Annotated in this window: 21 protein-coding genes; 14 read left to right on the plus strand and 7 right to left on the minus strand. The window is 49.3% G+C overall.

Annotated features, from left to right (window positions below; genetic code table 11):
• Positions 1 to 5: 5 nt before the first annotated feature.
• Together AB1K62_RS09295 and recQ are read right to left on the minus strand one after the other, a co-directional pair.
• On the minus strand, positions 6 to 437 hold the full coding sequence (locus AB1K62_RS09295; RefSeq protein ID WP_367003205.1) for a TIGR01244 family sulfur transferase: 432 nt from the start codon (positions 435 to 437) through the stop codon (positions 6 to 8).
• Between the two features lie 85 nt (positions 438 to 522).
• Positions 523 to 2310: a DNA helicase RecQ gene (gene recQ / locus AB1K62_RS09300; protein WP_367003206.1), complete on the minus strand. Its 1788-nt coding sequence runs from the start codon at positions 2308 to 2310 to the stop codon at positions 523 to 525.
• Positions 2311 to 2687: 377 nt separating this feature from the next.
• On the opposite strand from recQ, the gene AB1K62_RS09305 reads away from it, so the two are divergent.
• Positions 2688 to 2954, plus strand: coding sequence for a hypothetical protein (locus AB1K62_RS09305; protein ID WP_367003207.1), 267 nt, complete (start codon positions 2688 to 2690; stop codon positions 2952 to 2954).
• 80 nt (positions 2955 to 3034) lie between these two features.
• Here AB1K62_RS09305 and AB1K62_RS09310 read toward each other — a convergent pair whose 3' ends face one another.
• Positions 3035 to 3619: a molybdenum cofactor guanylyltransferase gene (locus AB1K62_RS09310; protein WP_367003208.1), complete on the minus strand. Its 585-nt coding sequence runs from the start codon at positions 3617 to 3619 to the stop codon at positions 3035 to 3037.
• 258 nt (positions 3620 to 3877) lie between these two features.
• Positions 3878 to 4951, minus strand: a complete 1074-nt coding sequence (gene recF, locus AB1K62_RS09315; RefSeq protein WP_367003209.1) for a DNA replication/repair protein RecF — start codon at positions 4949 to 4951, stop codon at positions 3878 to 3880.
• A gap of 622 nt (positions 4952 to 5573) precedes the next feature.
• Here recF and AB1K62_RS09320 point away from each other — a divergent pair.
• The 3 genes from AB1K62_RS09320 to AB1K62_RS09330 all read left to right on the plus strand — a co-directional run bounded on the left by AB1K62_RS09320 (position 5574) and on the right by AB1K62_RS09330 (position 7657).
• Positions 5574 to 5753, plus strand: a complete 180-nt coding sequence (locus tag AB1K62_RS09320) for a PspC domain-containing protein (protein WP_367003211.1) — start codon at positions 5574 to 5576, stop codon at positions 5751 to 5753.
• Positions 5754 to 5879: 126 nt separating this feature from the next.
• Positions 5880 to 6830, plus strand: coding sequence for a cation diffusion facilitator family transporter (locus AB1K62_RS09325; RefSeq protein WP_367003212.1), 951 nt, complete (start codon positions 5880 to 5882; stop codon positions 6828 to 6830).
• Between the two features lie 476 nt (positions 6831 to 7306).
• Positions 7307 to 7657: a PilZ domain-containing protein gene (locus AB1K62_RS09330; RefSeq protein WP_367003214.1), complete on the plus strand. Its 351-nt coding sequence runs from the start codon at positions 7307 to 7309 to the stop codon at positions 7655 to 7657.
• A 43-nt stretch (positions 7658 to 7700) separates the two neighbouring features.
• Here the strand turns inward: AB1K62_RS09330 and AB1K62_RS09335 are convergent, their stop codons facing one another.
• The 3 genes from AB1K62_RS09335 to AB1K62_RS09345 form a co-directional block, all read right to left on the minus strand.
• Positions 7701 to 8381, minus strand: coding sequence for a DsbA family oxidoreductase (locus AB1K62_RS09335; RefSeq protein ID WP_367003215.1), 681 nt, complete (start codon positions 8379 to 8381; stop codon positions 7701 to 7703).
• A gap of 19 nt (positions 8382 to 8400) precedes the next feature.
• On the minus strand, positions 8401 to 8751 hold the full coding sequence (clpS, locus tag AB1K62_RS09340) for an ATP-dependent Clp protease adapter ClpS (RefSeq protein ID WP_367003353.1): 351 nt from the start codon (positions 8749 to 8751) through the stop codon (positions 8401 to 8403).
• 253 nt (positions 8752 to 9004) lie between these two features.
• Positions 9005 to 9721, minus strand: coding sequence for a phasin family protein (locus AB1K62_RS09345; protein WP_367003216.1), 717 nt, complete (start codon positions 9719 to 9721; stop codon positions 9005 to 9007).
• Between the two features lie 363 nt (positions 9722 to 10084).
• Here AB1K62_RS09345 and AB1K62_RS09350 point away from each other — a divergent pair, with 363 nt between their 5' ends.
• The 10 genes from AB1K62_RS09350 (at position 10085) to rplB (ending at position 19120) form a co-directional block, all read left to right on the plus strand.
• Positions 10085 to 10999, plus strand: a complete 915-nt coding sequence (locus AB1K62_RS09350) for a GIY-YIG nuclease family protein (RefSeq protein WP_367003217.1) — start codon at positions 10085 to 10087, stop codon at positions 10997 to 10999.
• Between the two features lie 211 nt (positions 11000 to 11210).
• On the plus strand, positions 11211 to 11582 hold the full coding sequence (rpsL, locus tag AB1K62_RS09355; RefSeq protein ID WP_367003219.1) for a 30S ribosomal protein S12: 372 nt from the start codon (positions 11211 to 11213) through the stop codon (positions 11580 to 11582).
• Between the two features lie 62 nt (positions 11583 to 11644).
• On the plus strand, positions 11645 to 12115 hold the full coding sequence (gene rpsG, locus AB1K62_RS09360) for a 30S ribosomal protein S7 (RefSeq protein ID WP_367003220.1): 471 nt from the start codon (positions 11645 to 11647) through the stop codon (positions 12113 to 12115).
• A 185-nt stretch (positions 12116 to 12300) separates the two neighbouring features.
• Entirely contained in the window at positions 12301 to 14394 is a 2094-nt protein-coding gene (gene fusA / locus AB1K62_RS09365; RefSeq protein WP_367003221.1) for an elongation factor G, read from the plus strand.
• A 153-nt stretch (positions 14395 to 14547) separates the two neighbouring features.
• The gene (gene tuf / locus AB1K62_RS09370) at positions 14548 to 15738 is read left to right on the plus strand and encodes an elongation factor Tu (RefSeq protein ID WP_367003222.1); all 1191 of its coding nucleotides are present in this window, start codon (positions 14548 to 14550) and stop codon (positions 15736 to 15738) included.
• A 208-nt stretch (positions 15739 to 15946) separates the two neighbouring features.
• Complete coding sequence (gene rpsJ / locus AB1K62_RS09375) at positions 15947 to 16258, plus strand: 30S ribosomal protein S10 (RefSeq protein WP_367003223.1); 312 nt, start codon at positions 15947 to 15949, stop codon at positions 16256 to 16258.
• A 216-nt stretch (positions 16259 to 16474) separates the two neighbouring features.
• Complete coding sequence (gene rplC / locus AB1K62_RS09380) at positions 16475 to 17326, plus strand: 50S ribosomal protein L3 (protein WP_367003355.1); 852 nt, start codon at positions 16475 to 16477, stop codon at positions 17324 to 17326.
• Between the two features lie 3 nt (positions 17327 to 17329).
• Positions 17330 to 17968, plus strand: coding sequence for a 50S ribosomal protein L4 (gene rplD, locus AB1K62_RS09385; protein WP_367003224.1), 639 nt, complete (start codon positions 17330 to 17332; stop codon positions 17966 to 17968).
• On the plus strand, positions 17961 to 18269 hold the full coding sequence (locus AB1K62_RS09390) for a 50S ribosomal protein L23 (protein WP_367003226.1): 309 nt from the start codon (positions 17961 to 17963) through the stop codon (positions 18267 to 18269). Before rplD ends, AB1K62_RS09390 begins: the two co-directional genes overlap by 8 nt.
• 14 nt (positions 18270 to 18283) lie before the next feature.
• Entirely contained in the window at positions 18284 to 19120 is an 837-nt protein-coding gene (gene rplB / locus AB1K62_RS09395; RefSeq protein ID WP_367003227.1) for a 50S ribosomal protein L2, read from the plus strand.
• Positions 19121 to 19122: the final 2 nt, after the last annotated feature.

The raw sequence follows: 19122 nt of genomic DNA on the forward strand, positions 1-19122 counted from the left end.
AGCGTCTATGCACTCCCGCCAGATAAAGCATCGACCATCGCACGAACCGGTGTAATATCATATCCGGCATTACCGGCAAGGCGAGCAATTTCATCCGGCGAAAGGCCTATTTTTGCCTGTGCCAATGACCATAGCAAAGTCGATCGTGTGCCTGATTTGCAATAAGCCAGCGTTTTGCCATCAGCGCCATCAAGAGCCGAGATCATGGCGTCAACTTGTGGCGCGGAAAAACCGCTATGGGTGATGGGGATGCTAATAAAATTGATCCCGGCTGTTTTCGCAGCAGCTTCAATTTCGGCGCTTTGCGGAGCATTAGGGTCTTCGCCATCCGGACGGTTGTTAATGATCAGTGTTACGCCATCGGCCTTGGCCGCGTCGACATCTTCCAATGTGATTTGCGGCGATACGATGACTTTTTCATTAATCGGGCGGAACATGGATCGGATTTCCTTTTCTATCGTCTTTGTTGAATATTCTGAACAGCTTTCATATCATCACTGACAAGGAAAGCATGTAGTTCATTCACACGCTTTCTTCTTGTATCTTTGTAACCTCTTGAATCACAGCAAGAAATGATGCGCCATATTTTTCAAGCTTAGCAGTGCCAATACCGGGTAATTCTGCTAATGAGGACAAATTGCGCGGTTTAAAGCCGGTCATATCGCGAAGCACGCTGTCATGAAAAATCACATAAGGCGGGACGCCGTGCTCTTGGGCAAGCTCCATCCGCTTGGCCCGCAGCGCATCGAATAATGGATCACCAACCGGATTGGGAGAAGAGCCTCCGCGCCGTTTTTTGCGCCCGCGCACGGGTGGTTCGATAATCGCCACCTCTTCCTCACCTTTCAAAATAGCTCGCGCTTCCGGTCCGAACATTAATCCGCCATGCTCTGTATTCCGCAGCGCATCTCGTAGCAAAAGGGACCGCGAGACAGGCTTTATCAACGACGCTTCTTCGGCATCAACAATGTCAAAAACAGAAAGTCGATCGTGTCCACGCGATAGCACCTTGTCTTCTTGCTTGCCGGTCAGCACCGCTTCCAAATGGCCAACGCCAAAGCTTTGTCCGGTACGATAGACAGCCGACAGAAATTTGCGCGCAAGCTCTGTGACGTTGCGTGTGACAGGGGCGTTGAGACAATTATCGCAATTTCCGCAGCTTTGTGGCGGTTCCTCGCCGAAATGCCTGAGCAGGATTGCCCGGCGACAACCCGCCGCCTCGACTAGCCCACCCAAAGCGGCAAGCCTTGTTCGTTCGCTGGCAAGGCGCGTTTCATCGACTTCGGACAATCTTTGACGGGCGCGCGCGAAATCTTCGGCGCCCCAGAACATATGCGCCTCCGCCGGATCGCCATCACGGCCTGCGCGGCCGGTTTCCTGATAATAAGCCTCAATTGATTTTGGCAATCCGGCGTGAGCAACAAAGCGAACGTCCGGCTTGTCGATACCCATGCCAAAGGCAATGGTTGCGACCATGACCATATCTTCTGATGCAACAAAATCCGCCTGATTACGCTGACGGACTTCCGCGGGTAACCCCGCGTGATAAGCCCGCGCACTACGGCCTGTACGGGCGATCTGAGCCGCCATTTTTTCGGTAGCGTTGCGGGTGGGGGCATAGATAATTCCGGGACCGGCTATGCGTTCGACTAGATCAGCGGTCTGCCGAGCAAGCCCGGTACGCGGGGAAATATGATAACGGATATTGGGACGGTCAAATCCGGCAATGATCAGTCCTTCCTGTTCTATACCCAGCTGCACCAGAATGTCGTCTCGGGTATGCCGGTCTGCTGTAGCTGTCAGGGCAAGACGAGGGACATCGGAAAAATGGTCGAGCAAGGGACGGAGCGAACGGTAATCGGGCCGGAAATCATGCCCCCATTCTGACACGCAGTGAGCCTCGTCAATCGCAAAAAGCGAAATCCGGGCCTGCTCTAGCAAATCACGGAAATGATCGCCAGAAGCACGTTCCGGCGCAGCGTAGAGCAGGTCCAGTTCTCCCGCTCTCAACCGCTCGATCGTCTCTGCGCGATTGCTATCTGCGGATGTAAGCGTGGCGGCGCGGATACCAACTGCTTCGGCGCCGCGCAATTGATCGTGCATGAGTGCGATCAGTGGAGAAATAACCACAACCGTCCCTTCATTAGCCATCGCGGGCAATTGATAGCATAAGGATTTTCCTGCACCGGTCGGCATAATCGCTAACGTATTTTTCCGGTTCATAACTCGCGTCAGAACTTTATCTTGCACACCGCGAAAAGCAGTAAAACCAAAGGTTGATTTTAACAGGGGAAGAAGATTCTCGATCATCTGGTTGTCCTACCCAGAGGAGCAGCGGAACGGAACAGCTAAAGTGGTATCAGCCTATTTAGCGTGAATTGCCGGATATATGATCCCGTAACGATGAACGAAGTTACGAGAGGGGCGCGCAAATGCTCCATATATTACTGGGGAGTGATACTGTCGGAAACGATTAACGTCGAAAGCTGCGCTCCTCTTTCATATCCTAATAGAATGCGACTTACTATGTATTCGGGAAGGTAATAAAGTTACGTTGCTTGCGTTTGTGCAAATTATGCAATTCAGTTGCAAAAATGAAACTCGCACATGCAACATTTCACATTGCTACTTATTTTTGTCTCATCATATTATCTGATTAGCTTTACTGGTTTTATCGGAGTCTTATTATGAATAAATTTGCTACTATCATTCTTGGCGCTGCTGCGCTCTCGTTAACTGCTCCTGCAGCCTTTGCTGCTGATGCTCAGCGAAATGACCGTCTCTATGATGCGTCTGGTTCAAGTGTCGCTCGGGTAAACCGGGTTAATGATGATGGTGATGTGTTGATTATCTACAAAGGTAAAGTGCGTCTTGTTCAAGCTGAAACACTTTCCAAAACCGACGGCAAGTTGATGACAACATTGACCAGAAAAGAAATTCGCCGCTTGAAATAATTAGACTGTTACCAGCTGATTTTCTACGGTTGGTTGCAATTATAAAAGCCAGTGCACATTTGCTGTGCGCTGGCTTTTATTTATGAATAATCATTGCGTTTAGCAATCGCCAGATCTTCAGGTGTGTTAATATTTATAAATGCTGCTTCGTCGGGCCAATCGAAAGCTATGGCGTTACATTGTTGTGCCAGCCATTGTAATGACAAGGATTGCTTATTCGCTCCCTGACTTTCGCGCACACCATTGACAATATCGCTTTGCCAATGACCAAAAACCGGATGCAGTCGCTGATCCGTTTTTGCAACAGAACAGCCGGAAACGGCGTGTAATCGAGAGACAATATCATCCGGTGCAAATGGTGCGTCGACCGGAATTGTCGTAAAGCTGGTGGCTTCGGAGCATAATGAACGCAATTGCGCCGCAATCGTAAAAATGGCGCCAACCGGCCCATCGGGCATGTCCGGATCGTCTGGGATATAATCTAATCCAGTATCAAAATCATGCGTTGCAGACAGAAATATTCGGTCAACGGATGATTGATAGCGTGCAATGGCGCGGTCGATCAAGCGTTGTCCATCAAACTGAAGCGTGGCTTTGTCCCGGCCCATCCGTCGCGATTGGCCGCCAGCCAATATGACTAGACAGCTAAAAGAATTGTCGTTCATTCACTACGCTCCAGCGCGATTTGATCTAACGCTATCGTTACCGCCGGGACCATTTCTGTCCAGCGTTTCCCTTATTACCTTAGTGGATAGGGAATGATAAAGTCTGAAGCACTAATAAAACCGGGACTGCCGCCTTTAACAGCGCGCCGCCGTATGTTGCCAGTATATTTGAGCCGACATATTTGAGAGGCAGTTGAACAGAGCTGTGCATAATGCCTACCTATGCATAAGGTGCAAATTTACTGCTAAGATTATTGGTTAACGCATCGTAACTTTGCCGCCGGAAACTTTGAAGTGAAGTCTAGTATCGGGAGTGTCGTCAAACAGCTCTGGTTCAGTGCCGGTTAGCCACACTTGCCCACCTTTCTCCGAGAGTTTACCGAAAAGCGCTGCCCGGCGTTTGGGGTCTAGATGGGCGGCCACTTCATCGAGCAATAATATTGGTCGGCTCCCCCGTTGCCGGGCAATCAGGTCTGCGTGGGCCAGAATGATTGAGAAAAGCAAAGCCTTTTGTTCGCCGGTTGAGCATTTCTCTGCGGCTTGATCTTTTGTCGAATGAAAAACTGTGAGGTCAGCGCGATGTGGCCCTTGCAGAGTTCGTCCGGCTGCTCTGTCTGCTTGGCGGTTTGCTTTTAGAGCATGTAACAAAGCCTCTTGTTCGTGAAATCCGCTATCGTCCAAATGCAGTTTTGCCGCGGCGAACAGTCCGTCATCAGTTTCCTCCAGCAACATATTCAAGGCTTGTGTAATCCGACGCCGGGCCTGTGCAACTGCGGTGCCGAACTTTATAAGCTGTCTGTCCAGCGCCTCTAGCCATTCGGTGTCCGGCATATAATCATCCGCCAGTAGCCTGTTACGCTCACGTCTTGCTGCATCATAGCGGGTGCAGTTGCGGGCATGGTCGGGTTCCAATGCTGTTACAAGGCGGTCAAGAAAATTGCGCCGCCCCGACGGGCCCTCCATGAACAGACGATCCATTGCCGGGGTCAGCCATAGGATAGATAGCCATTGTGCCAGATCATTTGTCGGCACGGCTGCGCCGTTGACCCGCGTTTTCCGGCGTTCCGGATATTCCGCGCTGGTGCCGGTTCCCAATTGCACGTCCCCCAGCTCGGCGGCGACAGCGAAATCACCGCTCCCCTTCTCATAAGCTATGTCTTTTAGAGCAGCCCGCCGCAAACCGCGCCCCGGGGAGAGAAGCGATACCGCTTCGAGAATATTGGTTTTTCCTGCGCCATTATCTCCGCTCAACACAATGAAGCCTGGCGCCGTTTCAAGACGCAACTGCGGGTAGTTTCTGAAATTTTGCAGAGTGAGCCGGGAAATGGTCATGACAGGCCAGTGACTCTAGCTTCGCCCAAAGAGGATGAGAAGGGAAATCGCAATATTGCCAGCATCATTGTTCATCCTCCGTTCAGTAAATGCTAAAACTTAGGATAAAATACCAAATATAGGTTTCGGATAATATCTCATATTTAATGAATACCATTCAAGATATTGAAAAACAACGATTTTATAAATTGGCACGGCCTGTGCAAAGTAAGAACCATCTTCGCTGACATGGTCACGAAGCCTGTATTTAACCACTGAGAATTTAATCACTGAAAGGAAGTCACAATGTTTACCAATGTTTCAAATCATATCACCGCAGCTTTTGCCGCCGTTGTTTCAGCTACCATTTTCATCAGCGCCAGCGTTGGCCCGGCAATTGGAAATGCCGGTTCGCTGGTTATCTGAACATATTATTATTGAAAGGAAATATCATGTCTTACGCACTTAAAAATAAAATTATTGCTGGTGTCGCTGCCCTCTTCTCCGCCGCGATTTTCGTTAGCGCCAGCATCGCTCCCGCCGTCAATAATACTGCTTTGGTAATCTGAGGAAGTCTAAAAACATCAGACTGATGCTGCGCCATATTGTTTGAACCCACTTCATTATAAGAAAGAATAGCATCATGAATGAAATATTGCGTCTTGATAAACCTAATGGAAAACTGATGGGCGTATGCTCGGGACTGTCAAATTGGAGCGGGATAGATGCAAATGTTTTACGCATTATCTTTGTGCTCGCAGCGATTTTCGGTTTTGGTTCTGCGATCCTTGTCTATCTGGTGATTGGTCTGATCGTTGATTGATTGCTGACTATGGTATATGTTATAACATACAGAAAACATTTATAAAATTACTGAGCGCTCTGGTAAAATACTATAATTAATGGCATGTTGGCCCTCATTGATATTGGCCAATTTACCGGAGCATGCATGTCGGCAGAGTCCCATCGCAACCATCATCTTGGGCATAGTCACCATGACCGCCATGGGCCCAATGGTCATCAGCCAACGGATTTTGGCCGGGCTTTTGCGCTCGGTATTACACTGAACATAATCTACATTGTCATTGAAGTCGCTTACGGATTGCTATCCGGATCCATGGCCTTGCTGGCCGATGCTGGCCATAATCTTTCGGATGTTCTGGGACTGGCTGTCGCATGGGCAGGCGCGGAGCTTGCGAAAAAGCCGCCTAATAATCAGTTTACATATGGGCTGGGCGGATCTTCGATATTGGCGGCATTACTAAATGGCCTGTTTTTGTTGGTGGCTTGCGGCGCGATTGCATGGGAAGCAATAGGCCGGTTCAATACGCCCAGCGAAGTGGCATCAACTACGGTCATCATTGTGGCTGCCATCGGTATCGTAATTAATTTTGGTACCGCGATGCTCTTTGTCAGTGGACAGAAAGAAGACATTAACATTCGCGGCGCGTTTTTGCACATGATGGCTGATGCAGGCGTATCTGCGGGCGTTGTCATTGGCGGGATCTTGATTTTCTATACCGGAATGAACTGGATTGACCCGCTGATTAGCCTGTTGATCGTCGCCCTGATCTTCTGGAGCACATGGGGGTTGTTAACCGAAGCCGTAAGAATGTCGCTCGCTGGCGTGCCGCGGGGTATAGATGCAGAGGAGGTGCTTGAGTTTCTGTCCAACATGCCGGGCGTAGCGACGGTGCATGACCTTCATATCTGGCCTATGAGCACGAGTGAAACCGCGATGACGGCCCATCTTGTGATGCCGGACGGCCATCCGGGGAAAGGGTTTCTGGCCAAGGTGCAGGATGAGATGAAAGCGCGTTTTGCCATTCATCATATCACCATCCAGATTGAGCTGGAGGACGAGGAAGCAGATATCTGTGAAACGGATTCTGCCTGCTGACTGTGGTAAAACCAGCAACTTTCACATAGCCGATCGGGGCCACAGATGCGAAGTGTATTTCTTCAAAGTTCACACAATTCACACATGGTTCTTTCAGAGTTATTTCAGAAATTTCTTTCGTGCCGGCATCCGGAAGAGCAAGATTTTATGCACATCTGGCTGTAAAGCCCAGATGTTTCGCTGGATGCGAAACTTTATGGCAAAGTTCACACAAATCACACTCGTCGATAGCGAGTAAAACATCTATACAGTTGAGAAAGAGCCACGTTGGGAATTAGCACGGAGGCTTAGCTGTAGGAAAGCATTTTTGCTATTCGACAGGAGCGAATAGCCTTATCTACTTGCGAGTAGCCATGCCGGTGTAGTCATTGTTAACCTTTGTATAAACATAAGCCGTTATTGTCCAATGGTGTCAGGCACTGCTGGCCATAAAGGCCTGTGAAGATGCCGGCTGTTAGGTCAGGATGTTATTGGCGATGCGCGAGAAAACACATCATTTTCTGGACAAGCAGTTCATGCCGGGGGACCATCGGTTGGCAACTCGTTCCAGTGTGGAAATTCCGGCAGGGGTCCGTGAACCGGGACTGGGCCGGATGAGTGTCATGATTATCGATCTGTCTTTGACCGGATTCCGTATGCGCTGCCTGACCCGCTTGACCGGTGAAAAATATATTTACATGACATTGCCATCTTTTGCTGCGTTAGAGAGCAAGATTTGCTGGTCCGACAACGATATTTATGGCTGCCAGTTTACACAAGCTCTTTATCCTGCGGTTTTTGACCATATTGTGTCCAGATATCCATCGCTAAAAACGGGCGATACCTGATAGTTATCTGATTTTTGATATATTCTTTGGCGCGGCGACAGGATCAAGCCGCTGCTGCCAGAACCTTATTCTCGATAATCCGGGCAAAAACATCGCTATCTTGTGCGCCGGGGACCATGAATTTGCCATTGAAGATAAAGGCCGGAACACCGGAGATGAAACGGTCTTGCCATTCGGCCTCGATGGCACGCACTTCTGATGAAAATTCGTCACTGGCCAATATCGATTTGGCGCGTTCACTGTCCAGACCGACTTCACCGGCAATAGCGGCGAGGGTTTCGTGGTCACTGACATTTTTACCATCGGTAAAATGGGCTTTGAACAGCGCCAGTTTTAATACTGTTTGCTTGTTCTGTGGTTCATCTGTCTTCGGGAATGTGCCGGCCCAGTGGAGAAGGCGATGAGCGTCAAATGTGTTCACCATCCTCATATTGTCATGATAGCTGAATTCGAAATCAAGATCGCGGCCAGCGCTACGCAGCCGTTCACGATTTCCTTTGCTTTGTTCGGGCGTGGCGCCATATTTTTGCGCCATATGCTCGTTAATGTCTTGCCCCTCTGGCGGCATGCCGGGGTTTAATTCAAATGCGTGCCAGGTGAGCGCGAATTCAGCCTTGCCGTCAAAGCGCTGCATGGCTTTTTCCAGCTTTTTATACCCGATGATGCACCACGGACAGACGACGTCGGAGACTATATCTACGGTAATTACCGGTGTCTCTGCCATGGTCATAATCCTTATGTTGTTAGGCTTTTTCTAAGGTGCATTGCAGGGGGTGTTGGTTCTTGCGGGCAAAGTCCATCACCTGTGTCACTTTTGTTTCAGCAACTTCATAGCTGAAAGTTCCGCAGATACCGACGCCTTTTTGATGAACGTGGAGCATCACGCGGGTTGCTTCGTCAATATCCATCTGGAAGAAACGCTTCAGCACCAGAACAACAAATTCCATCGGTGTATAATCATCGTTTAGCAGCAACACCTTATAAGGATTTGGCTTCTTTGTTTTGGCTCGTGTTTTGGTGGCGATGCCAAGATCAGTGTCATCACCCGTGCCGGAATTTGCATTGTCATCATTATCGCCGTCATCTCCAGCCATATATTCAGCCAGAAGTTCAGCTAATAACGCGGGGTTGCCAGCCTGCATTAGAGGCGGTTTGGGATCGGACGGGATCAGGGAAAGAATCTCTGCTTTAATCATGATATATAGAATATGGTATTTTAGCCCCCTAGGGCAAGTAGCCGTTTGATAAATGGTGATGATGTTGCCACAAATCATTCGATAGGCGCCCATGCAAAAGGGCCGCTCCCCCACGGGAACAGCCCTTTTACATGACGATAGTCAAAGCGGATTAAGCGGCTTTTTGAATTTCCTTGCGGACGGTGGTGACACGATCAGCGATAGGTTGATAAGCCTGACCCGCCAATTTGGTCACAGCATCAATATTGCTGGACGTCTGATCCATCATACGGTCCATGCTGGTTCGCAGGGTATCAGCCTGTTTTTCAAAAAAGTCTTTTGGGGTTGCAACGCTGAAAACACCTTGCAAAGCGCGGCTGGCTTCAACAAAATTTTCACGGGTGTATTCCAGGTTCGTTTTACCAATTTCCTGAGCGCCTCGAGCTGTAATTTTGCCGCTTTCAATCATGGTTTCAATATTCTCGCGATTAAATTCAACGGCGTTTTTAGAAAGTTCAACCGCGCGGTCAGCGGCTTGTTTCGCGCGCTCTTGCGCTGAAGCGGTCAATTTTTCAAAACGCTTGCCGAGTGTTTCAGCTGCATTTTTTGCGCTATTGGCTGCCTTGCTATTAGCGGCCTTGGTGTTTTTCGCTACGCGCTTTGTGGCGGTATTCTTGGTGGTCATTTTTGTGATTCCTTTTTTAAAGGTCTTGCGGGCCGTTGCATTTGTCTGCTTTGGAGCAGCCTTGCGCTTCGTAACGGGACGTTTTGTTGCGGGTTTTACTGTCTGTTCAGAGGATATTGATTCCGTCGTTGAAGCAGCATCAGCAGAGAGGCCAGCAGGCTTTTCTGTAGCCGGAACAGCGGTATGATCGTTTGTATCGGCCATCTCTGCCTCCATTCTTTGTTGCAGTGCACAAATACCTATGATTGACGTTATAGTCAAGAATAAATGTTGCAGTGCACAATGAAAAAGGGGTCTAGGTATATAAGTCAATTATATCAAAGGGGTAGAGAAAATCAGTCGCTATTGACGCGACATTCCTTGCGGAGTGTTTGGTGCTGAAAAAATAATCCTAGCTTTGTTGTTGCGCAACATTCTTCCGCATAACCTATTTATATCGCAAAAGCTGATCTTTTTTTAAATTGGATCACATAATCATGTTGGACTTGAACCAGCATTTTGTGCGGTTAAAACTGACAGAGTGACCATACACAGAAAGTAATAATAAGAAATTTTAGGGGGCTAATTATGAATTCGAAATTGAAGGGGCGATCAATCGAATTGTATTTCGTGGATGGTCATCCCCAAGGCATGAAAACTGCAACTATACCGTTTCAGTGGACCGGACATGTGTTGGTGATAAATCGCACCCAATTGCCTAAGGCTATGCAGCGATCTGAAGTGGAGAGGCCCGGCGTATATTTGTTAGTAGGCGAAAATGAAGGCCGGCCGCTTTTATATATTGGCGAAACTGATGACATAAAAACACGTTTGAGAAACCATGCTAGCAAAAAAGATTGGTGGTCAGAAGCTATTTGCATAACTTCAAACGGCGAGCCTTTAAACAAAGCTCATGCTCGATATCTGGAAAGCAAGTTGATAAGCGATGCTCTTAGATTACGGAAAATAGCGCTAGAAAATGAGCAGTCGCCTCCGGAGCGTACTCTGAGTGAGGCAGCTCGGGCTCATATGGATGATTTTCTAGAAAATACCTATTTGGTTTTGCCTGCATTGCGATATGATTTTTTCACTGAGAACAGGAAGGTTTTATTCCCTAAGGGATCTGAAACAACTGCGAGCGATGCTGTCAGGTTTATAACAAGAGTTCCGGGGCTCGGAGTTGAGGCCTCTGCTGTACTAATAGATGAGCAATTTGTAGTTCAGATGGGATCAGGCGCGCGATTAAGTTGGGTAGGCGCTCAGAAAGGCCATCCCGGGTACCAGACGCTATTCAACGAGCTAATTGATCAAGGTATATTAGTTGAAAATGGCGACCATAGGATTTTTTCTGATAATTACGGATTTAGTAGTACGAGTGCAGCAGGGGCAATTATTAAGGGGCGGGCAACAGCGGGGCCCACAACTTGGACAGTTGAGGGGACCAATCAAAAATACAGTGACTGGGAGGCAGATCAACTAGACGTTGTTTCTAAAGAGGGATAAACCGTCATTGTGAACAGCAATCACGCCTGATCCCCTGTTGACGTTTTAGCGAATCCCCGCTAAGGGGCGCGCTTCTGTTAGTGGGAATAGCAATTCTGCCTGTCGGGGTAGCATATTTCGCTTCCGGGAAAGCACATAGGCAAAACACTTTCAGCGGTTTGCGCTGTTAGAGTAACCCTAGTTTATCTAGATCCAATAAGGTGAAGACTTTATGCCAACGATTAACCAGCTCGTCCGTAAGGGGCGGGTGGCTCAAAAGAATAAGTCCAGTGGACCGGCGCTTGAGGCAAGCCCGCAAAAACGCGGTGTGTGTACACGTGTCTATACGACGACTCCGAAGAAACCAAACTCCGCTTTGCGTAAAGTTGCGAAGGTTCGCCTGACCAACCAGCGTGAAGTTATCAGCTATATTGGCGGTGAGGGTCACAACCTTCAGGAACATAGTGTTGTTCTGATCCGTGGCGGTAGTGTGCGCGACCTTCCCGGTGTGCGTTATCACGTTGTTCGCGGTGTTCTTGATACCCAGGGTGTTAAGGACAGAAAGCAGTCCCGTTCCAAATATGGCGCCAAGCGTCCTAAGTAATCGGCCAAATAATCAGGCTACATAATTTTGGCCGAATATACGGCTAATTGGAGTTATATAATATGGCACGTCGTCGTCGTCCCGAAAAACGGGTAATTCTTCCTGATCCAAAGTTTAAGGATCAGATTCTTTCAAAATTCATGAACAACCTGATGATGGATGGTAAGAAATCCACAGCAGAACGTATTGTCTATGGTGCGCTGGATAGCGTAGAAGCCAAAGCGAAAAAAGATCCGTTGCAGATGTTTCATGATGCACTCAACAATGTGAAGCCGGGCATTGAAGTCCGCTCTCGCCGTGTTGGTGGTGCAACCTATCAGGTTCCGGTCGAAGTTCGGCCAGAACGTGCTCAGGCTCTTGCTATTCGCTGGGTCATTGCCGCGGCTCGTGCGCGCAGTGAAACCACAATGGCAGCGCGCCTGTCCGGCGAAATCCTTGATGCTTCCAACAATCGCGGCAACGCGGTCAAGAAGCGGGAAGATGCACATAAAATGGCTGATGCCAACCGTGCGTTTGCCCACTATCGCTGGTAAGCGTAAGATAGTAACCGTTAGCGACTGGCCAGCTATTTGGCATTTTGCGAAAAATGTGTTTGGCAAAGCTTGTCGCTGACGGATTTAGATATTAAATTTCCTGTTAATCAGGTCTGGTCAATGCTGGCCTGTTTCACTATAGGGCGGCGCTAATTAGGGCCCCTTAAGATTCTGGAGTAAAGATTATGGCACGCAGCCATCCGCTCGAACGATATCGTAATATCGGCATTATGGCCCATATTGACGCTGGAAAGACAACTACCACAGAACGTATCCTGTTCTATACGGGCAAGTCTTATAAAATCGGCGAAACCCACGAGGGTACGGCGACGATGGACTGGATGGAACAGGAGCAGGAGCGCGGTATTACCATTACCTCAGCTGCGACGACCTGTTTCTGGAATGCCGAAGATCGTAAAGGTCCAGAGCACCGGATTAACATCATTGATACGCCGGGCCACGTTGATTTCACCATTGAAGTGGAGCGGTCTTTGCGTGTGCTTGACGGCGCGGTAGCCTGTTTTGACGGCGTTGCCGGCGTTGAGCCGCAGTCCGAAACCGTATGGCGTCAGGCGGATAAATATAAAGTGCCGCGGATGTGCTTCATCAACAAGCTTGACCGGACCGGTGCGAATTTTGAATTTTGCGTTCAGTCGATCGTTGAGCGTCTGGGCGCGACACCGGCTGTTCTTTATCTTCCGATCGGTATCGAATCCAGCTTGGTCGGTCTGGTCGACTTGATCAACCAGCGTTCGATCACGTGGAAAAACGAAGATCTGGGCGCTGAATATGTCTATGGCGAAATTCCTGAAGACATGGCTGATAAAGCTGCGGAATATCGCGAAAAACTGATTGAACTGGCTGTTGAGCTGGATGATGATGTGATGGAGCAGTATCTGGAAGGGAACGAGCCTGATGCAGCGACATTGAAGGCGCTTGTCCGTAAGGGTACGTTGAACCAGAATTTTGTTCCGGTGCTTTGTGGTTCGGCCTTTAAGAACAAAGGTGTTCAGCCGCTTCTCGACGCTATTGTCGACTTCATGCCCAGCCCGCTGGATGTTGCAGCGATCAAAGGTGTAAAGCTTGATGGCGAAACAGAGGACTCCCGTCCGTCCAGCGATGACGAGCCGTTTGCTGCTCTTGCCTTTAAAGTCATGAACGACCCGTTTGTTGGCAGTCTGACCTTTGCCCGCATCTATTCCGGTAAACTGGAAAAAGGTGCTGTGCTGAACTCGGTCAAGGACAAGAAAGAAAAAGTTGGTCGTATTCTTGAGATGCACTCGAATGACCGGAAGGACATTGAGGAAGCATTTGCTGGAGATATCATTGCTCTGGCAGGTATGAAAACGACAACGACCGGCGATACCCTTTGTGCGCCCGAGCATCCGATCATCCTGGAGCGGATGGAGTTTCCGGACCCTGTGATCGAGCTTTCGGTTGAACCAAAGACTAAGGCTGACCAAGAAAAAATGGGTGTGGCGCTGAACCGTCTTGCTGCGGAAGATCCATCATTCCAGGTGACGACTGACCATGAATCTGGTCAGACAATCATTAAGGGCATGGGTGAGCTTCACCTCGATATTCTTGTTGACCGGATGAAGCGCGAGTTCAAAGTGGAAGCCAATGTTGGTGCGCCACAGGTGGCTTATCGTGAATCGCTCGGCAAAGCTGTTGAAGTTGATTATACGCATAAAAAGCAGTCCGGTGGTTCTGGCCAGTTTGCGCGTATCAAATTTGAAGTTACACCGGGTGAGCGCGGTTCAGGAATTACCTTTGAAGATGAAATCAAGGGCGGTAATATTCCAAAAGAATATATTCCGTCAGTTGAAAAAGGTATGCGTGAAACCGCTGAAACTGGCAGTTTGCTCGGCTTCCCGATTATCGACTTTAATATTCGTGTTTATGATGGTGCCTTCCATGATGTTGACTCTTCGGCGCTGGCTTTTGAAATTGCGGCGCGTGCGGCAATGCGTGAAGCGGCCCAGAAGTCTGGTATCAAGCTGCTTGAGCCAATTATGAAAGTCGAAGTGATTACACCGGAGGATTATCTTGGTGATGTCATCGGCGATCTTAATTCCCGTCGTGGTCAGATCCAGGGCACCGATTCGCGTGGTGTTGCACAAGCTGTCGATGCATTGGTACCGCTGGCGAATATGTTCGGCTATGTGAACGAGTTGCGCTCTTTCACACAGGGACGTGCACAATATTCCATGCAATTCTCTCATTACGAAGAAGTACCACGGAATGTTGCAGATGAATTGAAGGAGAAGATGGCTTAACCGCCGCTGCTCTTTTTACGAATAACCGCGCTTACTTTTTGTTTCCGGCTCAAGAATAAAGCCCAGAAGCCGAAAGGGTGTTGACAGATTTGGATAGTCTCGCCAAAGCGCGGCACAGACTATCAAGATGATAGAAATTAGAGGTAATATAAAATGGCAAAAGCAAAGTTTGAACGCAATAAGCCGCATTGCAATATCGGCACCATCGGTCACGTTGACCACGGTAAAACCACGTTGACCGCAGCGATTACGAAAGTACTCTCTGAATCAGGCGGCGGTGATGCCGTTGACTTCGCAAATATCGACAAGGCTCCTGAAGAGCGTGAGCGCGGTATCACCATTTCAACATCGCACGTTGAATATGAAACCGAATCCCGCCACTATGCGCACGTCGATTGCCCGGGTCACGCTGACTATGTTAAAAACATGATCACCGGCGCTGCCCAGATGGATGGTGCTATTCTTGTTGTGAACGCAGCTGATGGCCCTATGCCTCAGACACGTGAGCACATCCTGCTTGCCCGTCAGGTCGGTGTTCCTGCTCTTGTTGTATTCATGAACAAAGTTGACCAGGTTGATGACGAAGAGCTGCTTGAGCTCGTCGAAATGGAAATCCGTGAACTGCTTTCTTCTTACGACTTCCCGGGTGACGATATTCCTATCGTTGCCGGTTCTGCTCTTGCAGCTCTGGAAGGCCGTGATGACAATATCGGTAAAGAAAAAATTCTTGAACTGATGAAAGCTGTTGACGATTTCATTCCTCAGCCAGAACGTCCGGTTGACCAGAACTTCTTGATGCCAATCGAAGACGTGTTCTCAATTTCAGGTCGTGGTACGGTTGTTACCGGCCGTGTTGAAACCGGCATTGTGAATGTGGGTGACGAAGTTGAAATCGTTGGTATCAAAGATACGACGAAAACAACGGTTACCGGTGTGGAAATGTTCCGTAAGCTGCTCGACTCCGGTCAGGCTGGTGACAACATCGGTGCCTTGATCCGTGGTGTTTCTCGTGAAGATGTTGAGCGTGGTCAGGTTCTTTGTAAGCCTGGTTCAATCACACCGCACACCGAATTCAACGCAGAAGTTTATGTGTTGTCCAAGGATGAAGGTGGCCGTCATACGCCATTCTTTGCTAACTATCGCCCACAGTTCTACTTCCGTACAACGGACGTAACGGGTGAAGTTATTCTCCCCGAGGGCACTGAAATGGTTATGCCTGGTGACAACGTAACCATCGGCGTGAAATTGATTGCTCCGATCGCTATGGACTCCGGTCTTCGCTTTGCTATTCGCGAAGGTGGACGTACCGTCGGTTCCGGGGTTGTCAGCGCGGTAACAAAGTAATATAGGACTGCATCGCCGCCCGGATTTAGTGATTCGGGCGGCTGCTTCCACGGCCAAAGTAATGGCCATGGCGCTAGGACCGCTCGCTAAATCGGGCGGTTTTTATTTTGAAGGTTTTTTTAACATAGTATTCCTTCGTTAGGACTTGGTAGCTTATCTACTGAAGATTTTGACGAAGGTTGGCTCTTTGACATTGGTATAGGTTTTTATGGAAACGCAGAATATTCGCATACGCTTGAAGGCATTCGATCACCGGGTTCTTGATCAGGCGACCAGCGATATCGCTGACACTGCTCGCCGCACTGGCGCGCTGATCCGGGGACCAATACCATTGCCAACGCATATAGAGAAATTTACTGTAAACCGTGGCCCGCACGTCGATAAAAAATCACGTGAACAATTTGAGGTCCGGACTTACAAGAGGTTGCTCGATATAGTGCAGCCAACACCGCAAACCGTTGATGCTTTGATGAAGCTCGACCTTGCTGCTGGTGTGAATGTAGAGATTAAGCTCGCGTAATGTGAGTGATGACACTATCCGGTTCAGGGTAGTGGTGACATGGGAAACCGCCGGACAATAGTCCGGGTCATGTGTCCCCCGTCTTAGTTTGGATGCTCTTTGAGTCATTCAGGCGCTTTGGCCCGGACGGGGCGATATTCAAAAAAACTGGGCTGAGTATTTTGTAACACGCCCGCTAGCAATGACGCGACCGGGCCTCTGTAAGGAGAAATGATCGTGCGTACTGGCGTGATCGCGAAAAAAATGGGGATGACCCGCTTGTTTCAGGACGATGGTCGGCATGTGCCGGTAACCGTTCTTTCCCTGGAAGAATGTCAGGTTGTTGGAGCCCGCAATCAGGAACGTGACGGCTATTTTGCTGTTCAGCTTGGTGCAGGTGCCCGTAAAGCGAAAAATGTAAACAAACCACAGCGTGAAGCTTTTGCCAAGGCGGAAGTCGAGCCAAAGGCACGTGTTGCCGAGTTCCGTGTTGATAGCGAAGAAGGCTTACTGCCTGTTGGCGCTACTATTACTGCGGACCATTTTATTGCTGGCCAGATGGTCGATATTCAAGGTGTGACACAGGGTAAAGGCTTTGCCGGCGCTATGAAGCGTTGGGGCTTTGGTGGTATGCATGCCAGTCACGGTGTGTCTATTAGCCACCGTGCGCATGGTTCGACCGGACAAAACCAGGATCCTGGTAAGGTCTTCAAAAACAAGAAGATGGCGGGCCACATGGGCGCCAAGAACCGCACACAGCAAAATCTGGAAATTGTTCGCACGGACGCCGATCGCGGTTTGATCTTTGTTCGTGGCAGTGTTCCTGGTTCAAAGGGTGGTTGGCTTCTGGTTAAAGATGCGGTTAAAACTGCGCTTCCAGAAGGTGTTCCATTCCCGGGTGCTTTGCGTCGCAATGCTGATGAGACTGCAACCGAAGATGCGCCGGCAGGTATGATCGAGCCGGATGCGGAAATTGAGGCAGCAGTCGGTCCAACTGATGAAGAAATCGCAGCAGCAGCGGAGGCTCCCGCAGAGACACCAGCAGAAGAGAAATCTGATGCTGCAGATGACGCAGGGAAGGAGGGCTAAGCCATGAAAATCAAAGTGAAATCCCTCGAAGGTAAGGCTCCGACTGGCGCGCAAGCTGACATCGAATTGAATGATGACATATTTGGTGTTGAGGCGCGTGCGGACATTCTGCACCGTGTAGTCAACTGGCAGCGCGAAAATGCACGCGGCACCGCCCGTGCTGTTCGTGAGCGCGGCGACGTTGCGCGCACTGGTAAAAAGTTCGGCAACCAGAAGGGTGGTGGTACCGCTCGTCATGGTTCACGCCGTGCTCCGATTTTCGTTGGTGGTGGTAAGGCCCACGGACCACGCAAGCGTGATTTTAACCCGTCACTGAACAAAAAAGTTCGTGCTTTGGGTTTGAAAATGGCGCTTAGCGACAAGGCGAAAAACGATAATCTGATCGTGCTGGAAAATATCGAGTTGAAAGACGCGAAAACCAAAGCATTGTTAGAGCTTATCACGAAACTTGGTTTCGGAAATTCGGCTCTCGTCATGGACGGTGATGCAGTGAATGATGCTTTTTCCAAAGCGTCATCCAACATCCCGCGCCTGAACGTCATGCCGGCTGCTGGTGCCAATGTTTATGACATTTTGAACCACGACACTCTGGTGCTTACCCGTGCCGCAGTCGAAAAGCTGGAGGCGCGCTTCAATGGCTAAAAAAGAAGCAGTAGACATTCGTCACTATGACGTGATTGTCGGCCCGCATATCACTGAAAAATCAACTTTGCTTAGCGAGAATAACGCTGTGGTATTCAAAGTCGCTAACACCGCGACAAAGCCACAGATCAAAGCCGCTATCGAGGCTTTGTTCGATGTTAAGGTGAAGGCCGTGAATACGCTGGTGCAAAAAGGCAAAAACAAGCGTTGGAAGGGTCGTCCCTACACACGCAACGACGTTAAGAAGGCTGTTGTTACTTTGGCTGAAGGCCAGACTATCGACATCACAACCGGAATCTAGGGCGGGAATAGAAGATGGCATTAAAATCCTATAAACCGACAAGCCCCGCGCGCCGTGGTCTTATCCTGGTGGATAAGAGCGGCCTTTGGAAAGGCAAGCCCGTTAAAAAGCTTGTTGAAGGCAAGCGCAAAACTGGCGGTCGTAACAATAAAGGTCATGTAACCTCTCGCGGTATCGCCGGTGGTCACAAGCAAAAATATCGTCTGGTGGACTTCAAACGCCGCAAGTTCGATGTTTCGGCTACCGTTGAGCGGATTGAATATGATCCCAACCGCACGGCTTTCATTGCACTGATTAAATATGATGACGGCGAGTTGAGTTATATTTTGGCTCCACAGCGTCTGGCTATCGGTGATAAGGTCATTGCCGGTGAAAAAGTGGACGTGAAGCCAGGTAACGCGATGAAATTGTCGCAAATGCCAATCGGCACAATCGTACATAATGTAGAGATGAGACCAGGCAAGGGTGGTCAGATTGCTCGCTCAGCCGGTACTTATGTCCAGATTGTCGGTCGTGATCGCGGCATGGTTATCGTTCGCCTGAACTCCGGCGAGCAACGTTATATCCGTAGTGATTGCATGGCTACTGTTGGCGCGGTTTCTAACCCTGACAACTCTAACCAGAATTTCGGTAAAGCTGGCCGCACTCGCTGGAAGGGGCGTCGTCCTCTTACTCGTGGCGTTGCCAAAAACCCGATCGATCACCCGCACGGTGGTGGTGAAGGGCGGACATCCGGTGGTCGTCATCCTGTGACACCATGGGGCAAGCCGACAAAGGGTGCTCGTACTCGTAAGAATAAAACGACGGACAAGATGATCATCCGGTCGCGTCACGCTAAGAAGAAGAGGTAAGC

Source organism: Parasphingorhabdus sp. JC815 (assembly GCF_040717415.1).
Classification (GTDB): domain Bacteria; phylum Pseudomonadota; class Alphaproteobacteria; order Sphingomonadales; family Sphingomonadaceae; genus Parasphingorhabdus.

Bases quoted from the DNA above. Each gene is read 5' to 3' on its own strand.
- rplB (WP_367003227.1), top strand. From the start codon at position 18,284: ATGGCATTAAAATCCTATAAACCGACAAGCCCCGCGCGCCGTGGTCTT.
- AB1K62_RS09295 (WP_367003205.1), bottom strand. From the start codon at position 437: ATGTTCCGCCCGATTAATGAAAAAGTCATCGTATCGCCGCAAATCACA.
- AB1K62_RS09330 (WP_367003214.1), top strand. From the start codon at position 7,307: ATGCGCGAGAAAACACATCATTTTCTGGACAAGCAGTTCATGCCGGGG.
- recQ (WP_367003206.1), bottom strand. From the start codon at position 2,310: ATGATCGAGAATCTTCTTCCCCTGTTAAAATCAACCTTTGGTTTTACT.
- AB1K62_RS09325 (WP_367003212.1), top strand. From the start codon at position 5,880: ATGTCGGCAGAGTCCCATCGCAACCATCATCTTGGGCATAGTCACCAT.
- AB1K62_RS09350 (WP_367003217.1), top strand. From the start codon at position 10,085: ATGAATTCGAAATTGAAGGGGCGATCAATCGAATTGTATTTCGTGGAT.
- AB1K62_RS09345 (WP_367003216.1), bottom strand. From the start codon at position 9,721: ATGGCCGATACAAACGATCATACCGCTGTTCCGGCTACAGAAAAGCCT.
- AB1K62_RS09335 (WP_367003215.1), bottom strand. From the start codon at position 8,381: ATGGCAGAGACACCGGTAATTACCGTAGATATAGTCTCCGACGTCGTC.
- AB1K62_RS09390 (WP_367003226.1), top strand. From the start codon at position 17,961: ATGGCTAAAAAAGAAGCAGTAGACATTCGTCACTATGACGTGATTGTC.
- rplD (WP_367003224.1), top strand. From the start codon at position 17,330: ATGAAAATCAAAGTGAAATCCCTCGAAGGTAAGGCTCCGACTGGCGCG.
- rpsL (WP_367003219.1), top strand. From the start codon at position 11,211: ATGCCAACGATTAACCAGCTCGTCCGTAAGGGGCGGGTGGCTCAAAAG.
- tuf (WP_367003222.1), top strand. From the start codon at position 14,548: ATGGCAAAAGCAAAGTTTGAACGCAATAAGCCGCATTGCAATATCGGC.
- clpS (WP_367003353.1), bottom strand. From the start codon at position 8,751: ATGGCTGGAGATGACGGCGATAATGATGACAATGCAAATTCCGGCACG.
- AB1K62_RS09320 (WP_367003211.1), top strand. From the start codon at position 5,574: ATGAATGAAATATTGCGTCTTGATAAACCTAATGGAAAACTGATGGGC.
- AB1K62_RS09310 (WP_367003208.1), bottom strand. From the start codon at position 3,619: ATGAACGACAATTCTTTTAGCTGTCTAGTCATATTGGCTGGCGGCCAA.
- rpsJ (WP_367003223.1), top strand. From the start codon at position 15,947: ATGGAAACGCAGAATATTCGCATACGCTTGAAGGCATTCGATCACCGG.
- rpsG (WP_367003220.1), top strand. From the start codon at position 11,645: ATGGCACGTCGTCGTCGTCCCGAAAAACGGGTAATTCTTCCTGATCCA.
- recF (WP_367003209.1), bottom strand. From the start codon at position 4,951: ATGACCATTTCCCGGCTCACTCTGCAAAATTTCAGAAACTACCCGCAG.
- AB1K62_RS09305 (WP_367003207.1), top strand. From the start codon at position 2,688: ATGAATAAATTTGCTACTATCATTCTTGGCGCTGCTGCGCTCTCGTTA.
- fusA (WP_367003221.1), top strand. From the start codon at position 12,301: ATGGCACGCAGCCATCCGCTCGAACGATATCGTAATATCGGCATTATG.